This is a genomic window from Streptomyces sp. NPDC024687 (assembly GCF_055559055.1).
Genome location: NZ_JBVHLJ010000004.1, coordinates 100,049 through 118,095, shown reverse-complemented (window position 1 = coordinate 118,095; position 18,047 = coordinate 100,049). Strand labels below are relative to the sequence as shown.

Sequence of the window (18,047 nt, the reverse complement as noted above, 5' to 3'; positions counted from 1 at the left end):
CATCACCGCGGCTGTGACGGGTGCCGATCCACCAAGATGTGCATATATCTGTCGCTCGAAGCGGTGAACTCTGCGACGCGAGACCGTATTCGGGCGGCTCGTAGGGAGTAAGGAGTAGCTCCATGCAGCACGGCCCCGCGGTGCGCCGGCGGAAACTGGGCGCCGAACTGCGTGCGCTGCGCGCGAGTGCGGGGCTCACCAGCGGTGAGGCCGCCCGGCTCGTGGGCTGGCACCAGTCGAAGGTGAGCCGCATCGAGACCGGTGCCAGCGGGGTGAAACCGGCCGATGTGCGGTTACTTCTCGACGCCTACCGCGTGGGGGACGCGAATCTGCGGGAGCTGCTGATGGTATTGGCGGGCTCCGAGGAGAGCGGCGGCCGGCACCACTGGTGGCACGCGTACCGGGGTGTCCTGCCGCCGACGTACCGGGACTTCATCAGTCTGGAGGCCCAGGCGAGCGCGATGCGCACGCTGGAGACCTCGGTCGTGCCCGGACTGCTCCAGACGCCCGAGTACGCCCGGGCGGTGACCCGGGCGGCGGTCGACGGCCTCGACGACGAACGTCTCGACGCCCTGGTCAAGGTGCGGCTGGCCCGGCAGGACATCCTTCGCGCCCAGCCGCCTCTGGAGTTGAGCGCCGTCCTGGACGAGGCGGTGCTGCGGCGGGAGGTAGGCGGCCCCGAGGTGATGGCCCGGCAGCTGAACAGACTTCTGGAGGCGGCGCGGCTGCCCCAAGTGCGGCTGCAGGTACTGCCGTTCACTGCCGGGGCGCATGTGGGTATCACCGGGCCTTTCGTAATCTTCTCATTTTCGCGCACTTCTGATCTGGACGTGGTTGTTCTCGACCACTTGACGAGTAGCCTCTACCTCGAACGGAAAGAAGACCTCCAGGCCTACACCGAGGCCTTCAACACCCTTCAGTCCCACGCCCTTTCGCCCGAGGAGTCGTTGGATTACCTCGCCGGGATGGGTGACGGCGCGTAAGGAGGCACCATGTCCGCACTGCCTCGGAACGTAACCACCGCTACGGAACTGCCCGAAGTGCGCTGGCTGCGCAGCAGCTACAGCACCGGGGCGAACAACTGCGTCGAGACGGCGAGGCCGTCAGCCGGGCCCTGTGCCGGGCTGCTCGCCGTCCGCGACTCCAAGAATCCGGACGGACCCGCGCTGCTCTTCTCCCCCGAGAGCTGGGCGGGCTTCACAGCCGCGTTCTGACCGTCAGGCCACCGGGAGCACGGCCGTGTCACGCCGACTCATGGTCGTGTTTCGCCGATCACCCGCACAGCGCGTTCGATCTGCTCCTCGGAGAGGTCCGCGCGGGCGGTGAGCCTGAGCCGTGAGATGCCGTCGGGCACGGAAGGGGGCCGGAAGCAGCCCACGAAGAGCCCGGCGGCACGGCAGTCGGCCGCCCACTGAACGGCCTCCTCCGGGGAGGGCGCGCGCACCGAGACCACCGCGGCGTCCGGACGTACCGCTTCCAGACCTGCGGCGGTCAGGCGTGCGTGCAGTCCGGTCGCCACCTCGCGCGCGCGTGCGGCCCGCTCGGGCTCACGGCCGAGCAGCCGCAGGGCCGCGAGGGCGGCTCCCGCCGACGCGGGGGCCAGACCGGTGTCGAAGATGAACGTCCGTGCGGCGTTGACCAGATGTTCGACGACCCGTGCGGGGCCGAGGACGGCACCGCCCTGGCTGCCGAGCGACTTGGACAGCGTGACCGTGACGACCACGTCGTCGGCGCCCGCGAGTCCCGCCGCCTGCGGGGCGCCGCGGCCGCCGGCACCGAGCACACCCAGGCCGTGGGCGTCGTCGACGACCAGGCCCGCGCCGTGCTCCCGGCATGCCTCGGCGAGGCCGGCCAGGGGCGCCGCGTCGCCGTCCACCGAGAAGACCGTGTCGGACACGGCGATGGCCGGGCCGTCGTGCGTGCCGAGCGCCTTGCGCACCGCGTCCGGGTCGGCGTGCCCGACGACCTGGGCCGTGCCCCGGGCCAGCCGGCAACCGTCGATGAGCGAGGCGTGGTTGCCCGCGTCGGAGACGATCAGCGAGCCGTGCGGCGCGAGCGCGGTGACGGCGGCCAGGTTCGCGGCGTATCCGGAGGAGAGGACGAGCGCGGCCTCGAAGCCGCAGAAGTCGGCCAGTTCGCGCTCGAGTTCGGTGTGCAGCTCGGTGGTTCCGGTGACGAGCCGGGATCCGGTGGCGCCACCACCCCAGGTCCGCGCGGCCGCCGCGGCCCCTTCCACGACCTCGGGATGGCGGGCCAGCCCCAGGTAGTCGTTGCTCGCGAGATCGAGCAGCGGCGAGTCGGCCGGACGCGGCCGCAGGGTCCGTACGAGTCCGGCCCGACGGCGCGCCGCCGCCTGCTCGTCGATCCAGCCGAACGCCATGGGTCCTCCGGGGCTTTTGTAGACAACGGACAGACCCTAGCGGCAGCAAACGCTACCTACGGTGTGGCAATACCCACACGTCACAGCGGGTGTGTTGTGCGATCCCTACCTTGGCCCGGAGCGGGTTCGTAGGACAGGATCGGCTCTCATGGACCTGCTGAACACGCTGGTGGACAAGGGGCTTCGGCGCGAGCTGCCGACCCGCGAGGAGGCGCTGGCCGTGCTGGCCACCTCCGACGACGACCTGCTCGACGTGGTGGCCGCGGCCGGAAAGGTGCGCCGGCACTGGTTCGGGCGCCGGGTGAAACTCAACTATCTCGTCAACCTGAAGTCCGGGCTGTGCCCCGAGGACTGCTCGTACTGCTCGCAGCGGCTCGGCTCCGAGGCCGGCATCCTGAAGTACACCTGGCTGAAGCCGGAGCAGGCCTCCCAGGCCGCGGCGGCCGGACTGGCGGGCGGCGCCAAGCGGGTCTGTCTGGTGGCCTCCGGGCGCGGTCCGACCGACCGTGACGTGGACCGGGTCGCGGGCACCATCAAGGCCATCAAGGACCAGAACGAGGGCGTCGAGGTGTGCGCCTGCCTGGGGCTGCTCTCCGACGGCCAGGCCGAGCGGCTGCGCGAGGCGGGCGCGGACGCCTACAACCACAACCTCAACACCTCCGAGTCGACCTACGGCGACATCACGACCACGCACACCTACGCCGACCGGGTCGACACCGTGAACAAGGCGCACGCGGCCGGGCTCTCCGCCTGCTCGGGCCTGATCGCCGGCATGGGCGAGAGCGACGAGGACCTGGTCGACGTCGTCTACTCGCTGCGCGAGCTGGACCCCGACTCCGTTCCGGTGAACTTCCTGATCCCGGTCGAGGGCACCCCGCTGGCCAAGGAGTGGAACCTCACCCCGCAGCGCTGCCTGCGCATCCTGGCGATGGTCCGTTTCGTCTGCCCGGACGTCGAGGTCCGCATCGCCGGCGGCCGCGAGGTCCATCTGCGCACGATGCAGCCCCTCGCCCTCAACCTCGCCAACTCGATCTTCCTCGGCGACTACCTCACCACCGAGGGCCAGGCCGGCAAGGCCGACCTGGAGATGATCGCCGACGCCGGGTTCGAGGTGGAGGGCGCGGACGAGGTGACCCTGCCGGAGCACCGGGTGAACGGCGGTTGTCAGGAGAGCGCGGACTGCGGGTCGCACGAGAGCGCCGGCTGCGGATCGCACGCGGGTGGCGGTGTCTGTGGTACGGCCGCCTCGGCCGCGCCGACGGTGAGCGAACCCCGTACGGATCTGGTCGCCGTACGCCGCCGAGGCGCCGGAACGGATCTCGCGCCCAATGCCTGATCTGCCCGGTCTGCCGGTACCGGAGCTGCTGGCGCTGGACCGGCGGCACGTGTGGCATCCGTACGGTCCGATGCCCGGCCGGGTCGACCCGCTCGTCGTGGAGTCGGCGAGTGGGGTGCGGCTGAAGCTCGCCGAGGGCCCGGAGCTGGTCGACGGGATGTCGTCCTGGTGGTCGGCGATCCACGGCTACAACCACCCGGTGCTGAACGAGGCCGCGCGCGAGCAGTTGGGGCGGATGAGCCATGTGATGTTCGGCGGGCTCACCCACGAGCCCGCCGTCCGGCTCGCGAAGCTCCTTGTCGACATGTCTCCCGACGGCCTGGAGCACGTCTTCCTCGCCGACTCGGGGTCGGTGTCGGTCGAGGTCGCGGTGAAGATGTGCCTGCAGTACTGGCGCTCGCTGGGCCGCCCGGGCAAGCGGCGCCTGCTGACCTGGCGCGGCGGCTACCACGGCGACACCTGGCAGCCGATGTCGGTGTGCGACCCCGAGGGCGGGATGCACGAGCTGTGGTCGGGGGTGCTGCCCCGCCAGGTGTTCGTGGACGCGCCTCCGGCCGAGTACGAGGAGTCGTACGCCGACGAGCTGCGCGCGGCGATCGAGCGGCACGCAGATGAGCTGGCCGCGGTGATCGTGGAGCCGGTGGTGCAGGGTGCGGGCGGGATGCGGTTCCACTCCCCCGCGTATCTGCGGGTGCTGCGCGAGGCGTGCGACGCACACGGTGTGCTGCTGGTGTTCGACGAGATCGCGACCGGGTTCGGCCGTACGGGCGCCCTGTTCGCGGCGGAGCACGCCGCGGTCACGCCGGATGTGATGTGCGTGGGCAAGGCGCTGACCGGCGGTTACCTCACGATGGCGGCGACCCTGTGCACGCCGGGGGTGGCCGACGGCATTTCGCGCGGCGAGGTCCCGGTCCTCGCGCACGGCCCCACCTTCATGGGCAACCCGCTGGCCGCGTCGGTGGCCTGCGCCTCGATCGGGCTGCTGCTCGGGCAGGACTGGCTCGCCGAGGTCAAGCGGATCGAGGCGGGGCTGCGGGAAGGGCTGGCGCCGGCTCGTGAGCTGCCGGGGGTGAAGGACGTACGGGTTCTCGGCGCCATCGGGGTCGTCCAGCTGGACCATGAGGTCGACATGAAGGCCGCGACGGAGGCCGTTGTGCGCGAGGGCGTGTGGCTGCGGCCGTTCCGCGACCTCGTCTACACGATGCCGCCGTACGTCACGGGGGACGAGGACGTGACACGGATCGCGCGTGCGGTGTGTGCCGCCGCGCTGGAGGGATGACATGCCGGTACTGGTGATCACGGGGGACGAGGACGTGGCACGGATCGCGCGTGCGGTGTGTGCCGCCGCGCTGGAGGGATGACATGCCGGTACTGGTGATCACGGGCACGGGCACGGAGGTCGGCAAGACCGTCACCACGGCCGCGGTGGCCTCCGCCGCGCTCGCCGCCGGACGGACGGTCGCCGTCCTGAAGGCCGCGCAGACGGGCGTACGGCCGGACGAGCCCGGGGACGCCGAGGAGGTGGCGCGGCTCGCGGGTGCCGTGACGAAGGCCGAAGTCGCCCGCTATCCCGAGCCGTTGGCGCCGGCGACGGCCGCACGGCGCGCCGCTCTCGAGCCGGTGCGCCCGCATCAGGTCGCCGAGGCCGCCGCCAAGCTGGCCGTCGAGCACGATCTGGTCCTGGTGGAGGGGGCGGGCGGGCTGCTCGTCCGCTTCGACGACGAGGGCGGGACGCTGGCCGACGCGGCGGAGCTGCTGCGGGCGCCGGTACTGGTCGTGGCGTCGGCGGGCCTGGGCACGCTCAACACCACGGAGTTGACGGCCCGTGAGCTTGAGCGCCGTCGGCTGGAGTTGGCGGGCGTGGTGATCGGCAGCTGGCCCGACTCCCCCGATCTCGCCTCGCGCTGCAACCTCGCGGATCTGCCGGAGGTGTCCGGGGCTCCGCTGCTCGGGGCGCTGCCGGCCGGGGCAGGTGGGCTGGCGCCCGCCGACTTCCGTGCCGCGGCGCCGGGTTGGCTGGCCCCGCGGCTGGACGGGACGTGGGACGCGGCGGCGTTCGGGGGGCGCGACTTCGCCCGGTGAGCCTCAGCAGGGGTGCGACGGGGTTCCGCGGGGGACAATGGCGGTGAGGTCAGTCCTGTCCTGCGAGGGAGGCTGCCATGGCGCCGCGGCTCGCCGGTTCCGGCAAGGTGTCCCGGGACCCCGTCCACCATCCGCTGTTCGCCCGGTACTACGCCCGGGTCAGTGTCACCGCCGAGAGCAGATGGGGCATGGCCGGGGTGCGTGAGCGGCTGCTCGCCGGGCTGTCCGGGCGGGTGATCGAGATCGGCGCGGGCAACGGTCTGAACTTCTCGCACTATCCCGGCGCGGTCTCCGAGGTGGTGGCGATCGAACCGGAGCGCCGGCTGCGGCGGTTGGCGGTGGAGGCCGCCCTGCGTGCGGAGGTGCCGGTCGATGTGGTGCCCGGGGCCGCGGAGGCGCTGCCCGTCAAGAGCGAGGCCTTCGACGCCGTGGTGATCTCACTGGTGCTGTGCAGTGTGCGCGACGTCCGGCGGGCGCTCGGCGAGGTGCGCCGGGTGCTGCGGCCCGGCGGGGTCGTACGGTTCTTCGAGCACGGCAGGGGTGGCGGCCCGGCGATGCGCTTCACCCAGCGCGCCCTGGACCGCACGGTGTGGCCCCCGCTCAGCGGCGGCTGTCATCTGGCCCGCGACCCGGTCGCGGCCCTGCGCGAGGCCGGGTTCGAACTCGGCCCGTACCGGCGGGTGTTGATGCCGGAGAAGGGGCCGACGATGCCTACGTCCTTCTGCGTGCTGGGCACCGCCTGGCGGCCGCCACTTGAAGAGCCCTGATCACAGGGTCCACCTGCGCAGCTCGCGCGCGATGTCGTGCACCGAGGCGTCGCCCTTCTTGGCGACCTTGGCGAGATCCCGGACCAGTTCGGGCGAGGTGACGACCCTCAGTCCGCTCGCGACGAGATAGGCGTACCCGACCGCGCAGGCGAACAGCACGTTGGTGCGCTCCAACGCCGGGACGTGGATGAGGAGTTGCAGCAGCGCGGCGGCGCGCAGGTGCGGGCTGTCGTAGACGGGGATGTCGAAGATCTCGGCCTGGTGGCGTGCCACGGCGGCGACCAGGGCGCCCCAGTCGGTGACCTGGGGATCGCCCGGGCTCTTCTGCTCGGCGAGCATCAGGAGCCAGGCGAGATCGATGTGCAGATCGCTCAACGAGTCTCGTGGTCCTTGCCGAACTCCTCCGCGAACACGGATTCGTACTGCTTCATGAAGTCGGCCGCGGCCTCCACGAAGGCCTGGCCCGCCTCGCCGGTGTCCTTCATGACCAGTTCCTCGATGTAGCGGTTGACGCTCACGCCGCGGGCGAGGGCGCGTTCACGGGCGGCGCGGGCGGTGCCCTCGTCCACCCGCACGTTCAACTGAGTCTTCGCCATACCTCGAAGCTAGCGCCGAAGTGCTAGCAACGGCAAGAGGCACTCATGAGGGGTGGAGTGTGCCCCTTACATCGACATCGGGGGCCCGACCTGCGGTGGAGACCGTCTCGACCCCACGGGGGATATCCGGTGTGGGGTGGGTCACATTACCCTCGGCCGGATGGGGACCACCCGGTCCGCGAACGACGTCACGAGCGAGGAGAGAGCCTTGTCCACAGCTGCTGCGGAGCACGCCCCGGCCGACACGATCGCGGCCCGCGCCCGCGGTCTGACGAAGGCCTACGGCTCGGGCGAGACGGCCGTGCTCGCCCTGGACTCGGTGGACGTCGACATCGCGCGGGGCCGCTTCACCGCGGTCATGGGGCCCTCGGGCTCCGGGAAGTCCACCCTGATGCACTGTCTGGCGGGACTCGACACCGTCTCGGCCGGCCAGGTGTGGCTCGGCGACACCGAGATCACGGGGCTCAAGGAGCGTGAGCTGACCCGGCTGCGCCGGGACCGGATCGGGTTCATGTTCCAGTCGTTCAACCTGATCCCGACGCTGAACGCGGCCGAGAACATCACGCTGCCCATGGACATCGCCGGCAAGAAGCCCGACGAGAAGTGGCTGGACCAGGTCATCGACACGCTGGGCCTGCGGGATCGTCTCAAGCACCGGCCCTCGCAGCTCTCCGGCGGTCAGCAGCAGCGCGTCGCCTGTGCCCGTGCGCTCGCCTCCCGGCCCGAGCTGATCTTCGCGGACGAGCCGACCGGCAATCTCGACTCACGGGCGGGCCTGGAGGTCCTCGGGTTCCTGCGCGAGGCCGTCGACCAGCTCGGGCAGACCGTCGTCATGGTCACCCACGACCCGGGCGCCGCCGCCCACTCCGACCTGGTGCTCTTCCTCGGGGACGGACGGATCGTGGACAGGATGGAGCGGCCCACCGCGGAGGCCGTGCTGGAGCGCATGAAACGGTTCGACGTGATCCGCGGCCAGGTCGACGCCGACCGCGACGCCGAGCCCGAGCCCAAGGCCGGTCCCGACGCCGGTCCCGACGAGGGATGACCCCGTGCTGAAGGCGACGCTCCGCAGTTTCCTCGCCCACAAGGGACGGCTGCTGCTCTCCGCGCTGGCCGTGGTCCTGTCCGTGGCGTTCGTCTCGGGCAGCCTGATCTTCTCCGACACCCTGAGCCACACCTTCGACCGGCTCTTCGCCTCGACCGCGCCCGACCTCACGATCAGCCCGAAGAAGGAACTGAAGGAGGCCATCCCGTCGGGCACGACGGCCACCCTGCCCGCCTCGCTCGCGGACCGGGTCGCCCGCGTCGACGGGGTCGGCGCCGCACGCTTCGACGCGGAGGACGACGGGATCACCGTCGCCGACTCCGAGAACGAGTCGGTGGGCTCGACCACCGGCGCCCCCACCATCGGCACCGACTGGAACCCGACCTCGCGCAGCCCCGTGAAACTCACCTCGGGCCATGCCCCGCACGGCCCGTCCGAGGCGTTGCTCGACTCGGAGACCGCCGACCGCAAGAACCTGCGCATCGGCGACCCGCTCACCGTCATCGCGGGGCCCGGCTCGTTCAAGGTGCGGATCGTCGGCATCGTCACGTTCACCACCACCAACCCCGGTGCCACCCTGCTGTACCTCGACCCGCCGACCGCGCAGGCGAAGCTGCTCGGCTCCTCCGAGGCCGCCACCAGCGTCTCGGTCGACGCCGCCGAGGGCGTGAGCAACGACCGGCTCAAGCAGCGCGTGGCCGCCGCGCTCGGCACGGGCACCTACGAGTACCGGACCGCTGAGGAGCAGGCGAAGTCGGACGTCGACCAACTGGGCGGATTCCTCGACGTCATCAAGTACGTCATGCTCGGCTTCGCGGGTATCGCCGTCCTGGTCGGCATCTTCCTGATCGTCAACACCTTCTCCATGCTGATCGCCCAGCGCACCCGTGAACTGGGCCTGTTGCGCGCGCTCGGCGCCGACCGGCGCCAGGTCCGCCGCTCGGTGCTCACCGAGGCCACCCTGCTCGGCCTGGTCGGCTCCACGGTCGGACTGGGCACGGGCATCGGGCTCGCCGTCGGACTCATCGCGCTCATGAACGCCTTCGGCATGAACATCCGGACCGGCGACATGGTCATCGGCTGGGGCACCCCCGTGGCGGCGTACGTCGTCGGCGTGGGCGTCACCTTCGTCGCGGCCTATCTCCCGGCCCGGCGTGCGGCGGGCGTCTCCCCCATGGCGGCCCTCTCGGACGCCGAGATCGCCGGGATCGGACGGCCGCTCAGGGTCCGCGCCATCGTGGGCGGCCTGGTGGGCGCGGCGGGCACGGCCGCGCTCGTCGGCTGCACCCTGTCGTCCAGGACCGCCTCCGCCGCCTCCCTCCTCGGCCTCGGCGTCGTCCTGACACTCCTGGCCACCGTCATCGCCGGACCACTCCTGGTGCGTCCCGTGATCCGGGTGCTGGGCGGCGCCTTCCCGGCCCTCTTCGGCCCGGTCGGGCGGATGAGCCAGCGCAACGCCCTGCGCAACCCCCGCCGCACCGGCGCCACCGCGGCCGCCCTGATGGTCGGCCTCGCCCTGGTCGGCGGAATGTCCGTGGCCAGCGCCTCCATGTCCAAGTCCTTCGACGACCAGATCGACAAGACCCTGGGTGCCGACTTCGTCGTGCAGAACGGCAACTTCCTGCCGTTCCCGCAGGAGGTCACGGACACGGTGCGCAGGACCGACGGCGCCGGGCTCGTCGTACGGTCGAGGTTCGCACCCGTCGCCGTACGGCTGCCCGACGGCAAGCGCGTCGAGACCACCGCCGCCGGATACGACCCGCAGCTCGACGAGGTCGCCCACATCACCTACGCGCAGGGCGACACCGCGGCCGCGCTCGCCTCCGGGCACCTGGCCATGGACCTGGACTTCGCGCGCGACCACGACGTGAAGGTCGGCAGCAGGGTCCCCGTCGAGTTCCAGGGCGGGCGCCGGACCGAGCTGACCGTGGGCGCCCTCACCGACCAGGACTCGGCCGACGGCTTCGGGACGCAGGGCGGCATCTACTTCGGCCTGGACACGCTGGAGCGGTTCACACCGGGCGGCCAGGACTCCGCGCTGTACGTCAACGCCGCCTCCGGCACCGGCGCCGACCGGCTGCGCGCGGGCCTGGAGAAGACGCTCGACCCGTATCCGCAGGTCCAGGTACGCGACCTCGCCGACTACAAGGACCTGGTCCACGACCAGATCGCGGTCCTGCTCTATCTCGTGTACGCGCTGCTCGGGCTCGCGATCGTCATCGCGGTGCTCGGTGTGGTCAACACCCTCGCCCTGTCGGTCGTGGAGCGCACCCGGGAGATCGGGCTGCTGCGTGCCATCGGGCTCGCCCGGCGTCAGCTGCGGCGGATGATCCGGCTCGAGTCGGTGGTCATCGCGGTGTTCGGCGCGGTCCTGGGGCTCGCGCTCGGGCTCGTGTGGGGGGTGTGCACCCAGCAGGTGCTGGCCCTGCAGGGCATGAACGCGCTGGCGATCCCCTGGGGCACGATCGTCGCGGTCGTCGTCGGCTCGGCGGTGGTGGGCATCGTGGCGGCGCTGCTGCCGGCGCTGCGTGCGTCGCGCATGAACGTACTGGCGGCGATCGCGCACGAATGATGCAATCGCGGGGCAGACAACTCAAGTCGCTTGCAGTTGAGGAGAGTTCATGCCCCGCCCCGATCAGCCCCGCCCGTTTCGCTTCGCCGTCAACCTGACCGCCGCCGCCACCGACGCCGACTGGCGAGCCAAGTGCCGACGTGCCGAGGAACTCGGTTACGACGTGATCCTGGTCCCCGACCATCTCGGCAAGGTCGCGCCCTTCCCGGCGCTGGTCGCTGCGGCGGCGGTCACCGAGCGGCCGCGGCTCGGCACGTTCGTCCTCAACGCCGGGTTCTGGAACCCGGCACTGCTCGCCCGTGAGGTGGCCACGGTGGACGCCCTGACCGGCGGCCGCCTCGAACTGGGCCTGGGCACCGGCTATGTGCAGTCCGAGCACGACCGGGCGGGGCTGCCCTTCGGCTCGCCCGGTGAGCGGGTGGACCATCTGCGGCGCACCGTCGAGGAGTTGGAGCGCTTGCTGTCCTCGCCGGACCACGTGCCGCAACCGGTGCAGCGGCCCCGGGTGCCCCTGCTGATCGGCGGCATAGGCAACCGGATGCTGGAGCTGTCCGCCGAGCACGCCGACATCGCGGCCTTCACCGGGGCGACCCTGGTGCCGGGGAACACGACCGGCAAGCTGGCCCCGACCACCGCCGAGCAACTCGACGAGCGTGTCGCGCGCTATCGGCGACTGGCCGAGGGACGCAAGGAACCGGCCGAACTGAACCTGCTCATCCAGACGGTGGTCGTCACCGAGGACCGCGAGGCCGTCGCCACCCCGTTCCTGCACCGGCTGCCGGATCTGGCCCTCCAGGAGGCGCTGGAGCTGCCCATCATGCTGATCGGCACGGTCGAGGAGATCGTCGCGCAGGTGCGGGCACAGCGCGAGCGGTACGGCTTCACCTATCTGACGGTGCTGGAGGCGTCCATGGAGGCGTTCGCACCGGTGATGGCGGAGCTGCGCGGCGGCCGGTAGCCGTCCGCATCGTGGAATTTCCCGTCCGGTGGGAAACGGGGGTGATGGGATCGCCGTATGACCGATCTGCGGATACGGGCCGCGACGCCCGACGACCTCGACACCCTGCTGGCCTTCTGGAAGGAGGCCGCCGAGGGCACGAGCATCAGTGACGACCGGGACGGCGTGGAGCGGCTGGTCACGCGGGACCCCGAGGCGCTGATCCTCGCCGAACTCGACGGCGAACTCGTCGGCACGGTGATCGCCGGCTTCGACGGCTGGCGGTGCCATCTGTACCGGCTCGCGGTGCACCCGGAGCGCCGGCGGCGCGGGATCGGGACGGCACTGCTCGCGGCCGCGGAGGAGCGGTTCGTACGGCTCGGGGGGCGGCGCGGGGACGCGATGGTGCTGGTACGCAATGAGACGGCACAGCACGCATGGCGTGCGGCGGGGTATGCGCCCGAGGAGAAGTGGCGGCGCTGGGTGAAGCCCCTCGCCGGGTAGGACGGGCGATCCTGGGGACCCTGTCCGATCATGGGACGGAGGTGACCCGATGACCGAAGTGCTCCTCCTGCTGCTGGCGATCCTGCTCTCGCTGGCCTGCGGTGCCTTCGTGGCGGCGGAGTTCTCGCTGACCACGGTGGAGCGCGGACAGCTGGAACGCGCGGCGGAGCGGGGTGAGCGGGGCGCGTCCGGCGCCCTGAAGGCCGTACGGAATCTGACGTTCCAGCTGTCCGGGGCGCAGCTCGGGATCACCGTGACCAACCTGGTCGTCGGCATGCTCGCGGAACCGTCGATCGCCGCGTTGATCGCGGGGCCCCTGGAGTCGCTCGGGATCTCGCCGTCCACGTCCCGGTCGCTGGCCCTGGTGCTGGGCACCGCGCTGTCGACCGTCTTCCTGATGGTCGTCGGCGAGCTGGTGCCCAAGAACTGGGCGATCTCCTCGCCGTTGGCCATGGCCAAGCGGGTGGGCACCGCGCAGAGCTGGTTCAGCGCGGCCTTCCGCCCCTTCATCACGCACCTCAACAACACGGCCAACCGGGTGGTACGCCGCTTCGGGCTGGAGCCCGCCGAGGAGCTGGCCTCGGCGCGCGGTCCGCAGGAGCTGGCCGCGCTGGCCCGGCACTCCGCCCGGGCGGGCGCGCTGGAGGCGGACACCGCCGAGCTGTTCGTACGGACGCTCAACCTCGCCGACCTCACCGCGGAGAACGTGATGACCCCGCGGGTGCAGGTGATCGCCCTGGACGTCCAGGCGACCTGCGAGGACGTGGCGAACGCGACGCGCGCGACCGGGCTGTCGCGGTTCCCCGTCTACCGCGGCAGCCTCGACTCGGTCGTGGGCATCGCGCACATCAAGGACATCTTGGCGGTACCGGCCGAACGCCGGCCCCGCGCCTCGGTCGCCGAGCTGCTGCGCGAGCCGCTGCTGGTGCCCGAGTCGCTCACCGTGGACCGGCTCCTGGACCGGCTCTCCGGCAAGCGCACGATGGCGGTCGTCATCGACGAGTACGGCGGTACGGCGGGCGTGGCCACGCTGGAGGACATCGTCGAGGAGGTCGTCGGCGAGGTGCGCGACGAGCACGACCCGCACGAGACGCCCGACCTGGACCCCGCGGGCACCGACGAGGAGGGCAGGGAGCTCTTCCGGGCCGACGGTTCGCTGCGTGTGGACCAGCTGGCGCGCGTGGGCCTGCGGACCCCCGAGGGACCGTACGAAACGCTGGCCGGACTCCTGGCGACGGAACTCGGCCGCATCCCGGCCGTCGGCGACTCGGTGGAGGTCACCGGCTGGCAACTCGACGTCCTGGACGCACAGGGCCGCCGCGCGGCACGAGTACTGCTGCACGCGCCCTTGTCCGGGGAGGGGGGCGGGTGATGACTGCGGTCCGGTGGGCACGGGGGCCGACTCGAGCGGTGGCACCCCACGCAAAGCTCGTCGTCCAGGCACCCCAAGAGGAGGCACGAGCCAAACCCGCCGCCCCGGCACCGCAAAAAGCGCCCCGCGCAAAGCTCACCCCCCAGCCGCTCCGCGAGAAACCCACCGCCCCGCCGCCCCACCAGAGAAGGATTCAGTGATGACCGTCGTCCAGTTGCTCATCGGTCTGGCGACGCTTGTCGTGAATGCCTTCTTCGTGGGGGCCGAGTTCGCGCTGATCTCCGTTCGACGCAGTCAGATCGAGCCCTATGCCGATCAGGGGGACCGGCGTGCGAAGGGCGTGCTGTGGGGGCTGGAGCACGTGTCCGCGCTGATGGCGGCCGCGCAGCTCGGGATCACGTTGTGCACGCTGGTCCTGGGTGTGGTCGCGGAGCCCGCGATCGCGCATCTGCTGGAGCCGGTGTTCCACGCGGTGGGCGTGCCGGAGGGCGCGGGTCACGCCGTGTCCTTCGTCATCGCGCTGACCCTGGCGACCTATCTGCACATGCTGCTCGGCGAGATGGTCCCGAAGAACATCGCGCTCGCGGAGCCGGTGCGCAGTGCCCTGCTCCTCGGCCCCCCGCTGGTCGCCCTGGCGCGCGGACTGCGCCCGGTGATCTTCGCGGTCAACGCCTTCGCGAACGTCCTGCTGAAGCTGCTGCGCGTGGAGACCAAGGACGAGGTCACGGCCACCTTCTCGGACGCCGAGCTGGCACGGATCGTGCGGGACTCCGGCGAAGCGGGACTGATCGACGAGCGCGCGCGGGAGCGGCTGCACGACGCGCTGGAGCTCGGCCGACGGCCGGTACGGGACGTGGTGCTGCCCCTGGAAGGCGTGGTCTACGCGCGCGTGGGCGTCACCCCCGAGCAGCTGGAGGCACTCTCGAACGAGTCCGGGTTCTCACGGTTCCCCGTGGTCGACGAGGGACGCCGGATCGTCGGCTACCTCCACGTCAAGGACGCACTGGACGCCTCACCGCGGGATCTGCCGTTCCCGGTGCGGGACATGCGGCCGATCGCACGGATCCGGGAGAGCACACCGCTGGACGACGTGCTGACGGCGATGCGGCGCAGCCGGACGCATCTGGCCGCGGTGCTCGGCGCCGACGGCCGGCTGGCCGGACTGGTGACGATGGAGGACGTACTGCGGGAGCTGTTCGGACGGCAGTCGTGACGCCCCTCACCCACCGACCGGCAGGTATGTGACCGCGTTACCATTTCTTCCGCCATGCAGACGAATCCCACTTACTCCAGCCTGGTCGCGGTCGGCGACTCCTTCACCGAGGGCATGTCGGACCTGCTTCCGGACGGCTCCTACCGGGGCTGGGCCGACCTCCTGGCCGGCCGGATGGCCGCCGTGACGCCCGGCTTCCGGTACGCCAACCTCGCCGTGCGCGGCAAGCTGATCCAGCAGATCGTCGACGAGCAGGTCGACGTGGCGGCGGCGATGCAGGCGGACGTGATCACGCTGGTGGGCGGCCTCAACGACACCCTGCGCCCCAAGTGCGACATGGTCCGCGTGCGCGATCTGCTGACGGAGGCCGTGGAGCGGCTGGCCCCCGCATGCAAGCAGCTCGTCCTGATGCGCAGTCCCGCCCGCCAGGGCCCGGTCCAGGCGCGGTTCCGGCCGCGCATGGAGGAACTGTTCACCGTCGTCGACGAGCTCGCCGCCCGGCACGGCGCGGTCGTAGTCGACCTGTACGGCGCCCCCTCGCTCTCCGACCAGCGCCTGTGGGACGTGGACCGGCTGCACTTGTCGGCCGAGGGCCACCGCCGCGTCGCCGAGGCCGTGTGGCAGACCCTCGGCTACGACCCCGAGGACACGGAGTGGCGTACGCCGATCCCTGCGACGGTCCCTCCGAGGTGGCTCGCCCGGCGCATCGCCGACGCGCGCTTCGCCCGGCAGCACCTGGTGCCGTGGATCGGACGGCGCCTGACGGGCCGCTCCTCGGGCGACGGCCTGCCGCCGAAGCGGCCCGACCTCATGCCGTACGAGCACCTGCCGTACGAGCACTGAGGTCGTCGTGCACACGCGCGTGGTCAACGTCAGGGGCCGTATCCACGAGTACGGCCCCCGCCTCGAACACGCGCCCGCCGACCTCGTCTACGTCGGCCGCCGCTGGACCATGGGCGGCTGGGACCTGCCGAAGCACCCGCTGTACAACCCCTTCGCCTACGACACCCCCGCGCGCCGCAGGGACGGCACGCGGGCCGAGGTGATGGCGAAGTACCGGGCGTATCTGCTGGAGCGGCCGGATCTGCTCGCTCTGCTGCCCGGTCTTCGCGGCAGGGCCCTGGCCTGCTGGTGTGCGCCCGAACCATGCCATGCCGAGGTCCTGGCGGAGCTCGCGGAAGCGCTCTCGTAGGTTCCGACGAACGGGGCCCGGGCGCTGGCCTGCACGAATCGCCAGTAGAATCCGTACACGTGACTTCCGCTCCCGCCAAGCCCCGCATCCCCAACGTCCTCGCCGGACGCTACGCCTCCGCCGAGCTCGCCACGCTCTGGTCGCCCGAGCAGAAGGTGAAGCTCGAGCGTCAGCTCTGGCTCGCCGTGCTGCGGGCCCAGAAGGACCTCGGGATCGAGGTGCCCGAGGAGGCCCTCGCCGACTACGAGCGGGTCCTGGACACCGTCGACCTGGCCTCCATCGCCGAGCGCGAGAAGGTCACGCGGCACGACGTGAAGGCGCGGATCGAGGAGTTCAACGACCTCGCCGGGCACGAGCAGGTCCACAAGGGCATGACCTCCCGGGACCTCACGGAGAACGTGGAGCAGCTCCAGATCCGGCTCTCCCTGGAACTGATCCGCGACCGGAGCGTGGCCGTCCTGGCCCGCCTCGGCAAGCTGGCCGGGGAGTACGCCGAGCTGGTCATGGCCGGCCGCTCCCACAACGTGGCCGCGCAGGCCACCACCCTCGGCAAGCGTTTCGCGACCGCGGCGGACGAGCTGCTCGTGGCGTACGGCCGGGTCGAGGAGCTGCTGGCCCGCTACCCGCTGCGTGGCATCAAGGGCCCGGTCGGCACCGCCCAGGACATGCTGGACCTGCTGGGCGGGGACGCGTCGAAGCTGGCGGAGCTGGAGCAGCGGATCGCCGGTCACCTGGGCTTCTCGCAGGCGTTCACCTCGGTCGGCCAGGTCTACCCGCGCTCGCTGGACTACGAGGTCGTCACCGCGCTGGTGCAGGTGGCGGCGGCCCCGTCGTCGCTGGCGAAGACGATCCGGCTGATGGCCGGGCACGAGCTGGTGACCGAGGGGTTCAAGCCGGGCCAGGTCGGCTCCTCCGCGATGCCGCACAAGATGAACACGCGGTCCTGTGAGCGCGTCAACGGCCTGATGGTCATCCTGCGCGGCTACGCCTCGATGACCGGCGAGCTGGCGGGCGACCAGTGGAACGAGGGCGATGTGTCCTGCTCGGTGGTGCGCCGGGTTGCGCTGCCGGACGCGTTCTTCGCGCTCGACGGCCTCCTGGAGACCTTCCTGACGGTCCTCGACGAGTTCGGCGCCTTCCCGGCCGTCGTCGCGCGCGAGCTGGACCGCTACCTGCCCTTCCTCGCCACCACCAAGGTGCTGATGGGCGCAGTGCGCGCGGGCGTCGGCCGTGAGGTCGCGCACGAGGCGATCAAGGAGAACGCCGTGGCCTCCGCCCTCGCGATGCGCGAGCAGGGTGCCGAACGCAACGAACTCCTCGACAAGCTGGCCGCGGACGAGCGCATTCCGCTCGACCGGACCGGGCTGGACGCGCTGATGGCCGACAAGCTGTCCTTCACGGGCGCCGCGGCCGACCAGGTCGCCGCCGTCGTGGGCCGGATCGAGGAGATCGTCAAGCAGCACCCGGCGGCCGCGGGCTACTCGCCGGGGGCGATCCTCTGACCCGGTTCACCCCCGCGGACCTGGAGGCCGCCCGCGACCGGCTCGTGCCGGATGTCGTCGCGGACGGCCTCCGCGTGCTGTTCTGCGGCATCAATCCCGGGCTGATGACGGCGGCGACGGGCCATCACTTCGCCCGCCCCGGCAACCGGTTCTGGCCGGTGCTCCATCTGTCCGGCTTCACGCCGAGGCTCCTGAAGCCGTCGGAGCAGCAGGAGTTGCTGTCGTACGGGCTCGGGATCACCAATGTCGTGGCCCGGGCGTCCGCGCGGGCGGACGAGGTGAGCGCCGAGGAGTACCGCGAGGGCGGGCGGCTGCTGGCGGAGAAGGTGGCCCGGCTCGGGCCCCGCTGGCTGGCCGTGGTGGGAGTCACCGCCTACCGCGCGGCCTTCGACGACAGGAAGGCCCAGGTCGGCCCGCAGGAGCGGACGATCGGGAACTCGCGCGTATGGGTGCTGCCCAACCCGAGCGGCCTCAACGCGCACTGGACCGCGGCGACGATGGCGGAGGAGTTCGCCCGGCTGCGGGTGGCGGCGGAGCAGAACTAGTGGG

General features: G+C 71.5%; 19 protein-coding genes. 16 read left to right on the top strand and 3 right to left on the bottom strand.

Annotation, left to right across the window (positions count from 1 at the left end):
* Positions 1-122 precede the first annotated feature (122 nt).
* A complete protein-coding gene (locus tag ACZ39I_RS17265; protein WP_467245214.1) occupies positions 123-983 on the top strand; it encodes a helix-turn-helix domain-containing protein in 861 nt (286 codons plus the stop codon).
* Positions 984-992: 9 nt separating this feature from the next.
* Complete coding sequence (locus ACZ39I_RS17260) at positions 993-1,214, top strand: DUF397 domain-containing protein (protein WP_451471920.1); 222 nt, start codon at positions 993-995, stop codon at positions 1,212-1,214.
* A 38-nt stretch (positions 1,215-1,252) separates the two neighbouring features.
* Here the strand turns inward: ACZ39I_RS17260 and ACZ39I_RS17255 are convergent, their stop codons facing one another.
* The gene (locus ACZ39I_RS17255; protein WP_467245213.1) at positions 1,253-2,380 is read right to left on the bottom strand and encodes an 8-amino-7-oxononanoate synthase; all 1,128 of its coding nucleotides are present in this window, start codon (positions 2,378-2,380) and stop codon (positions 1,253-1,255) included.
* A gap of 148 nt (positions 2,381-2,528) precedes the next feature.
* On the opposite strand from ACZ39I_RS17255, the gene bioB reads away from it, so the two are divergent.
* The 4 genes from bioB (at position 2,529) to ACZ39I_RS17235 (ending at position 6,565) form a co-directional block, all read left to right on the top strand.
* Positions 2,529-3,716, top strand: a complete 1,188-nt coding sequence (gene bioB, locus ACZ39I_RS17250) for a biotin synthase BioB (protein WP_467245212.1) — start codon at positions 2,529-2,531, stop codon at positions 3,714-3,716.
* On the top strand, positions 3,709-4,995 hold the full coding sequence (locus ACZ39I_RS17245) for an adenosylmethionine--8-amino-7-oxononanoate transaminase (RefSeq protein WP_467245211.1): 1,287 nt from the start codon (positions 3,709-3,711) through the stop codon (positions 4,993-4,995). Before bioB ends, ACZ39I_RS17245 begins: the two co-directional genes overlap by 8 nt.
* A gap of 83 nt (positions 4,996-5,078) precedes the next feature.
* A complete protein-coding gene (bioD, locus tag ACZ39I_RS17240; RefSeq protein ID WP_467245210.1) occupies positions 5,079-5,798 on the top strand; it encodes a dethiobiotin synthase in 720 nt (239 codons plus the stop codon).
* A gap of 77 nt (positions 5,799-5,875) precedes the next feature.
* Entirely contained in the window at positions 5,876-6,565 is a 690-nt protein-coding gene (locus ACZ39I_RS17235; protein ID WP_467245209.1) for a class I SAM-dependent methyltransferase, read from the top strand.
* Here ACZ39I_RS17235 and ACZ39I_RS17230 read toward each other — a convergent pair whose 3' ends face one another.
* Both ACZ39I_RS17230 and ACZ39I_RS17225 read right to left on the bottom strand, forming a co-directional pair.
* Entirely contained in the window at positions 6,566-6,940 is a 375-nt protein-coding gene (locus tag ACZ39I_RS17230; protein WP_467245208.1) for a fic family toxin-antitoxin system, toxin component, read from the bottom strand.
* Positions 6,937-7,161 (bottom strand): hypothetical protein, encoded by a 225-nt coding sequence (locus ACZ39I_RS17225; RefSeq protein WP_007380443.1) that lies wholly within the window; start codon positions 7,159-7,161, stop codon positions 6,937-6,939. The genes ACZ39I_RS17230 and ACZ39I_RS17225 overlap by 4 nt, the downstream gene beginning before the upstream one ends.
* 208 nt (positions 7,162-7,369) lie before the next feature.
* Between ACZ39I_RS17225 and ACZ39I_RS17220 the strand changes: the two genes are divergently transcribed.
* The 10 genes from ACZ39I_RS17220 (at position 7,370) to mug (ending at position 18,043) form a co-directional block, all read left to right on the top strand.
* Complete coding sequence (locus tag ACZ39I_RS17220; RefSeq protein WP_467245207.1) at positions 7,370-8,206, top strand: ABC transporter ATP-binding protein; 837 nt, start codon at positions 7,370-7,372, stop codon at positions 8,204-8,206.
* 4 nt (positions 8,207-8,210) lie between these two features.
* A complete protein-coding gene (locus ACZ39I_RS17215) occupies positions 8,211-10,778 on the top strand; it encodes an ABC transporter permease (protein ID WP_467245206.1) in 2,568 nt (855 codons plus the stop codon).
* A 49-nt stretch (positions 10,779-10,827) separates the two neighbouring features.
* A complete protein-coding gene (locus ACZ39I_RS17210; protein WP_467245205.1) occupies positions 10,828-11,736 on the top strand; it encodes an LLM class F420-dependent oxidoreductase in 909 nt (302 codons plus the stop codon).
* 57 nt (positions 11,737-11,793) lie between these two features.
* Positions 11,794-12,219, top strand: a complete 426-nt coding sequence (locus tag ACZ39I_RS17205; RefSeq protein ID WP_451471928.1) for a GNAT family N-acetyltransferase — start codon at positions 11,794-11,796, stop codon at positions 12,217-12,219.
* 49 nt (positions 12,220-12,268) lie between these two features.
* A complete protein-coding gene (locus tag ACZ39I_RS17200) occupies positions 12,269-13,591 on the top strand; it encodes a hemolysin family protein (RefSeq protein WP_467245204.1) in 1,323 nt (440 codons plus the stop codon).
* A gap of 199 nt (positions 13,592-13,790) precedes the next feature.
* Positions 13,791-14,804, top strand: coding sequence for a hemolysin family protein (locus tag ACZ39I_RS17195; protein ID WP_467245203.1), 1,014 nt, complete (start codon positions 13,791-13,793; stop codon positions 14,802-14,804).
* Positions 14,805-14,858: 54 nt separating this feature from the next.
* Positions 14,859-15,647 carry an SGNH/GDSL hydrolase family protein gene (locus ACZ39I_RS17190; protein ID WP_467245202.1) on the top strand — a complete coding sequence of 263 codons (789 nt, stop codon included), beginning with the start codon at positions 14,859-14,861 and terminating at the stop codon, positions 15,645-15,647.
* Positions 15,648-15,654: 7 nt separating this feature from the next.
* On the top strand, positions 15,655-15,996 hold the full coding sequence (locus ACZ39I_RS17185) for a DUF4326 domain-containing protein (RefSeq protein ID WP_467245201.1): 342 nt from the start codon (positions 15,655-15,657) through the stop codon (positions 15,994-15,996).
* Positions 15,997-16,055: 59 nt separating this feature from the next.
* Positions 16,056-17,498, top strand: a complete 1,443-nt coding sequence (gene purB, locus ACZ39I_RS17180; RefSeq protein ID WP_467245200.1) for an adenylosuccinate lyase — start codon at positions 16,056-16,058, stop codon at positions 17,496-17,498.
* On the top strand, positions 17,495-18,043 hold the full coding sequence (gene mug, locus ACZ39I_RS17175; RefSeq protein WP_467245687.1) for a G/U mismatch-specific DNA glycosylase: 549 nt from the start codon (positions 17,495-17,497) through the stop codon (positions 18,041-18,043). The genes purB and mug overlap by 4 nt, the downstream gene beginning before the upstream one ends.
* Positions 18,044-18,047: the final 4 nt, after the last annotated feature.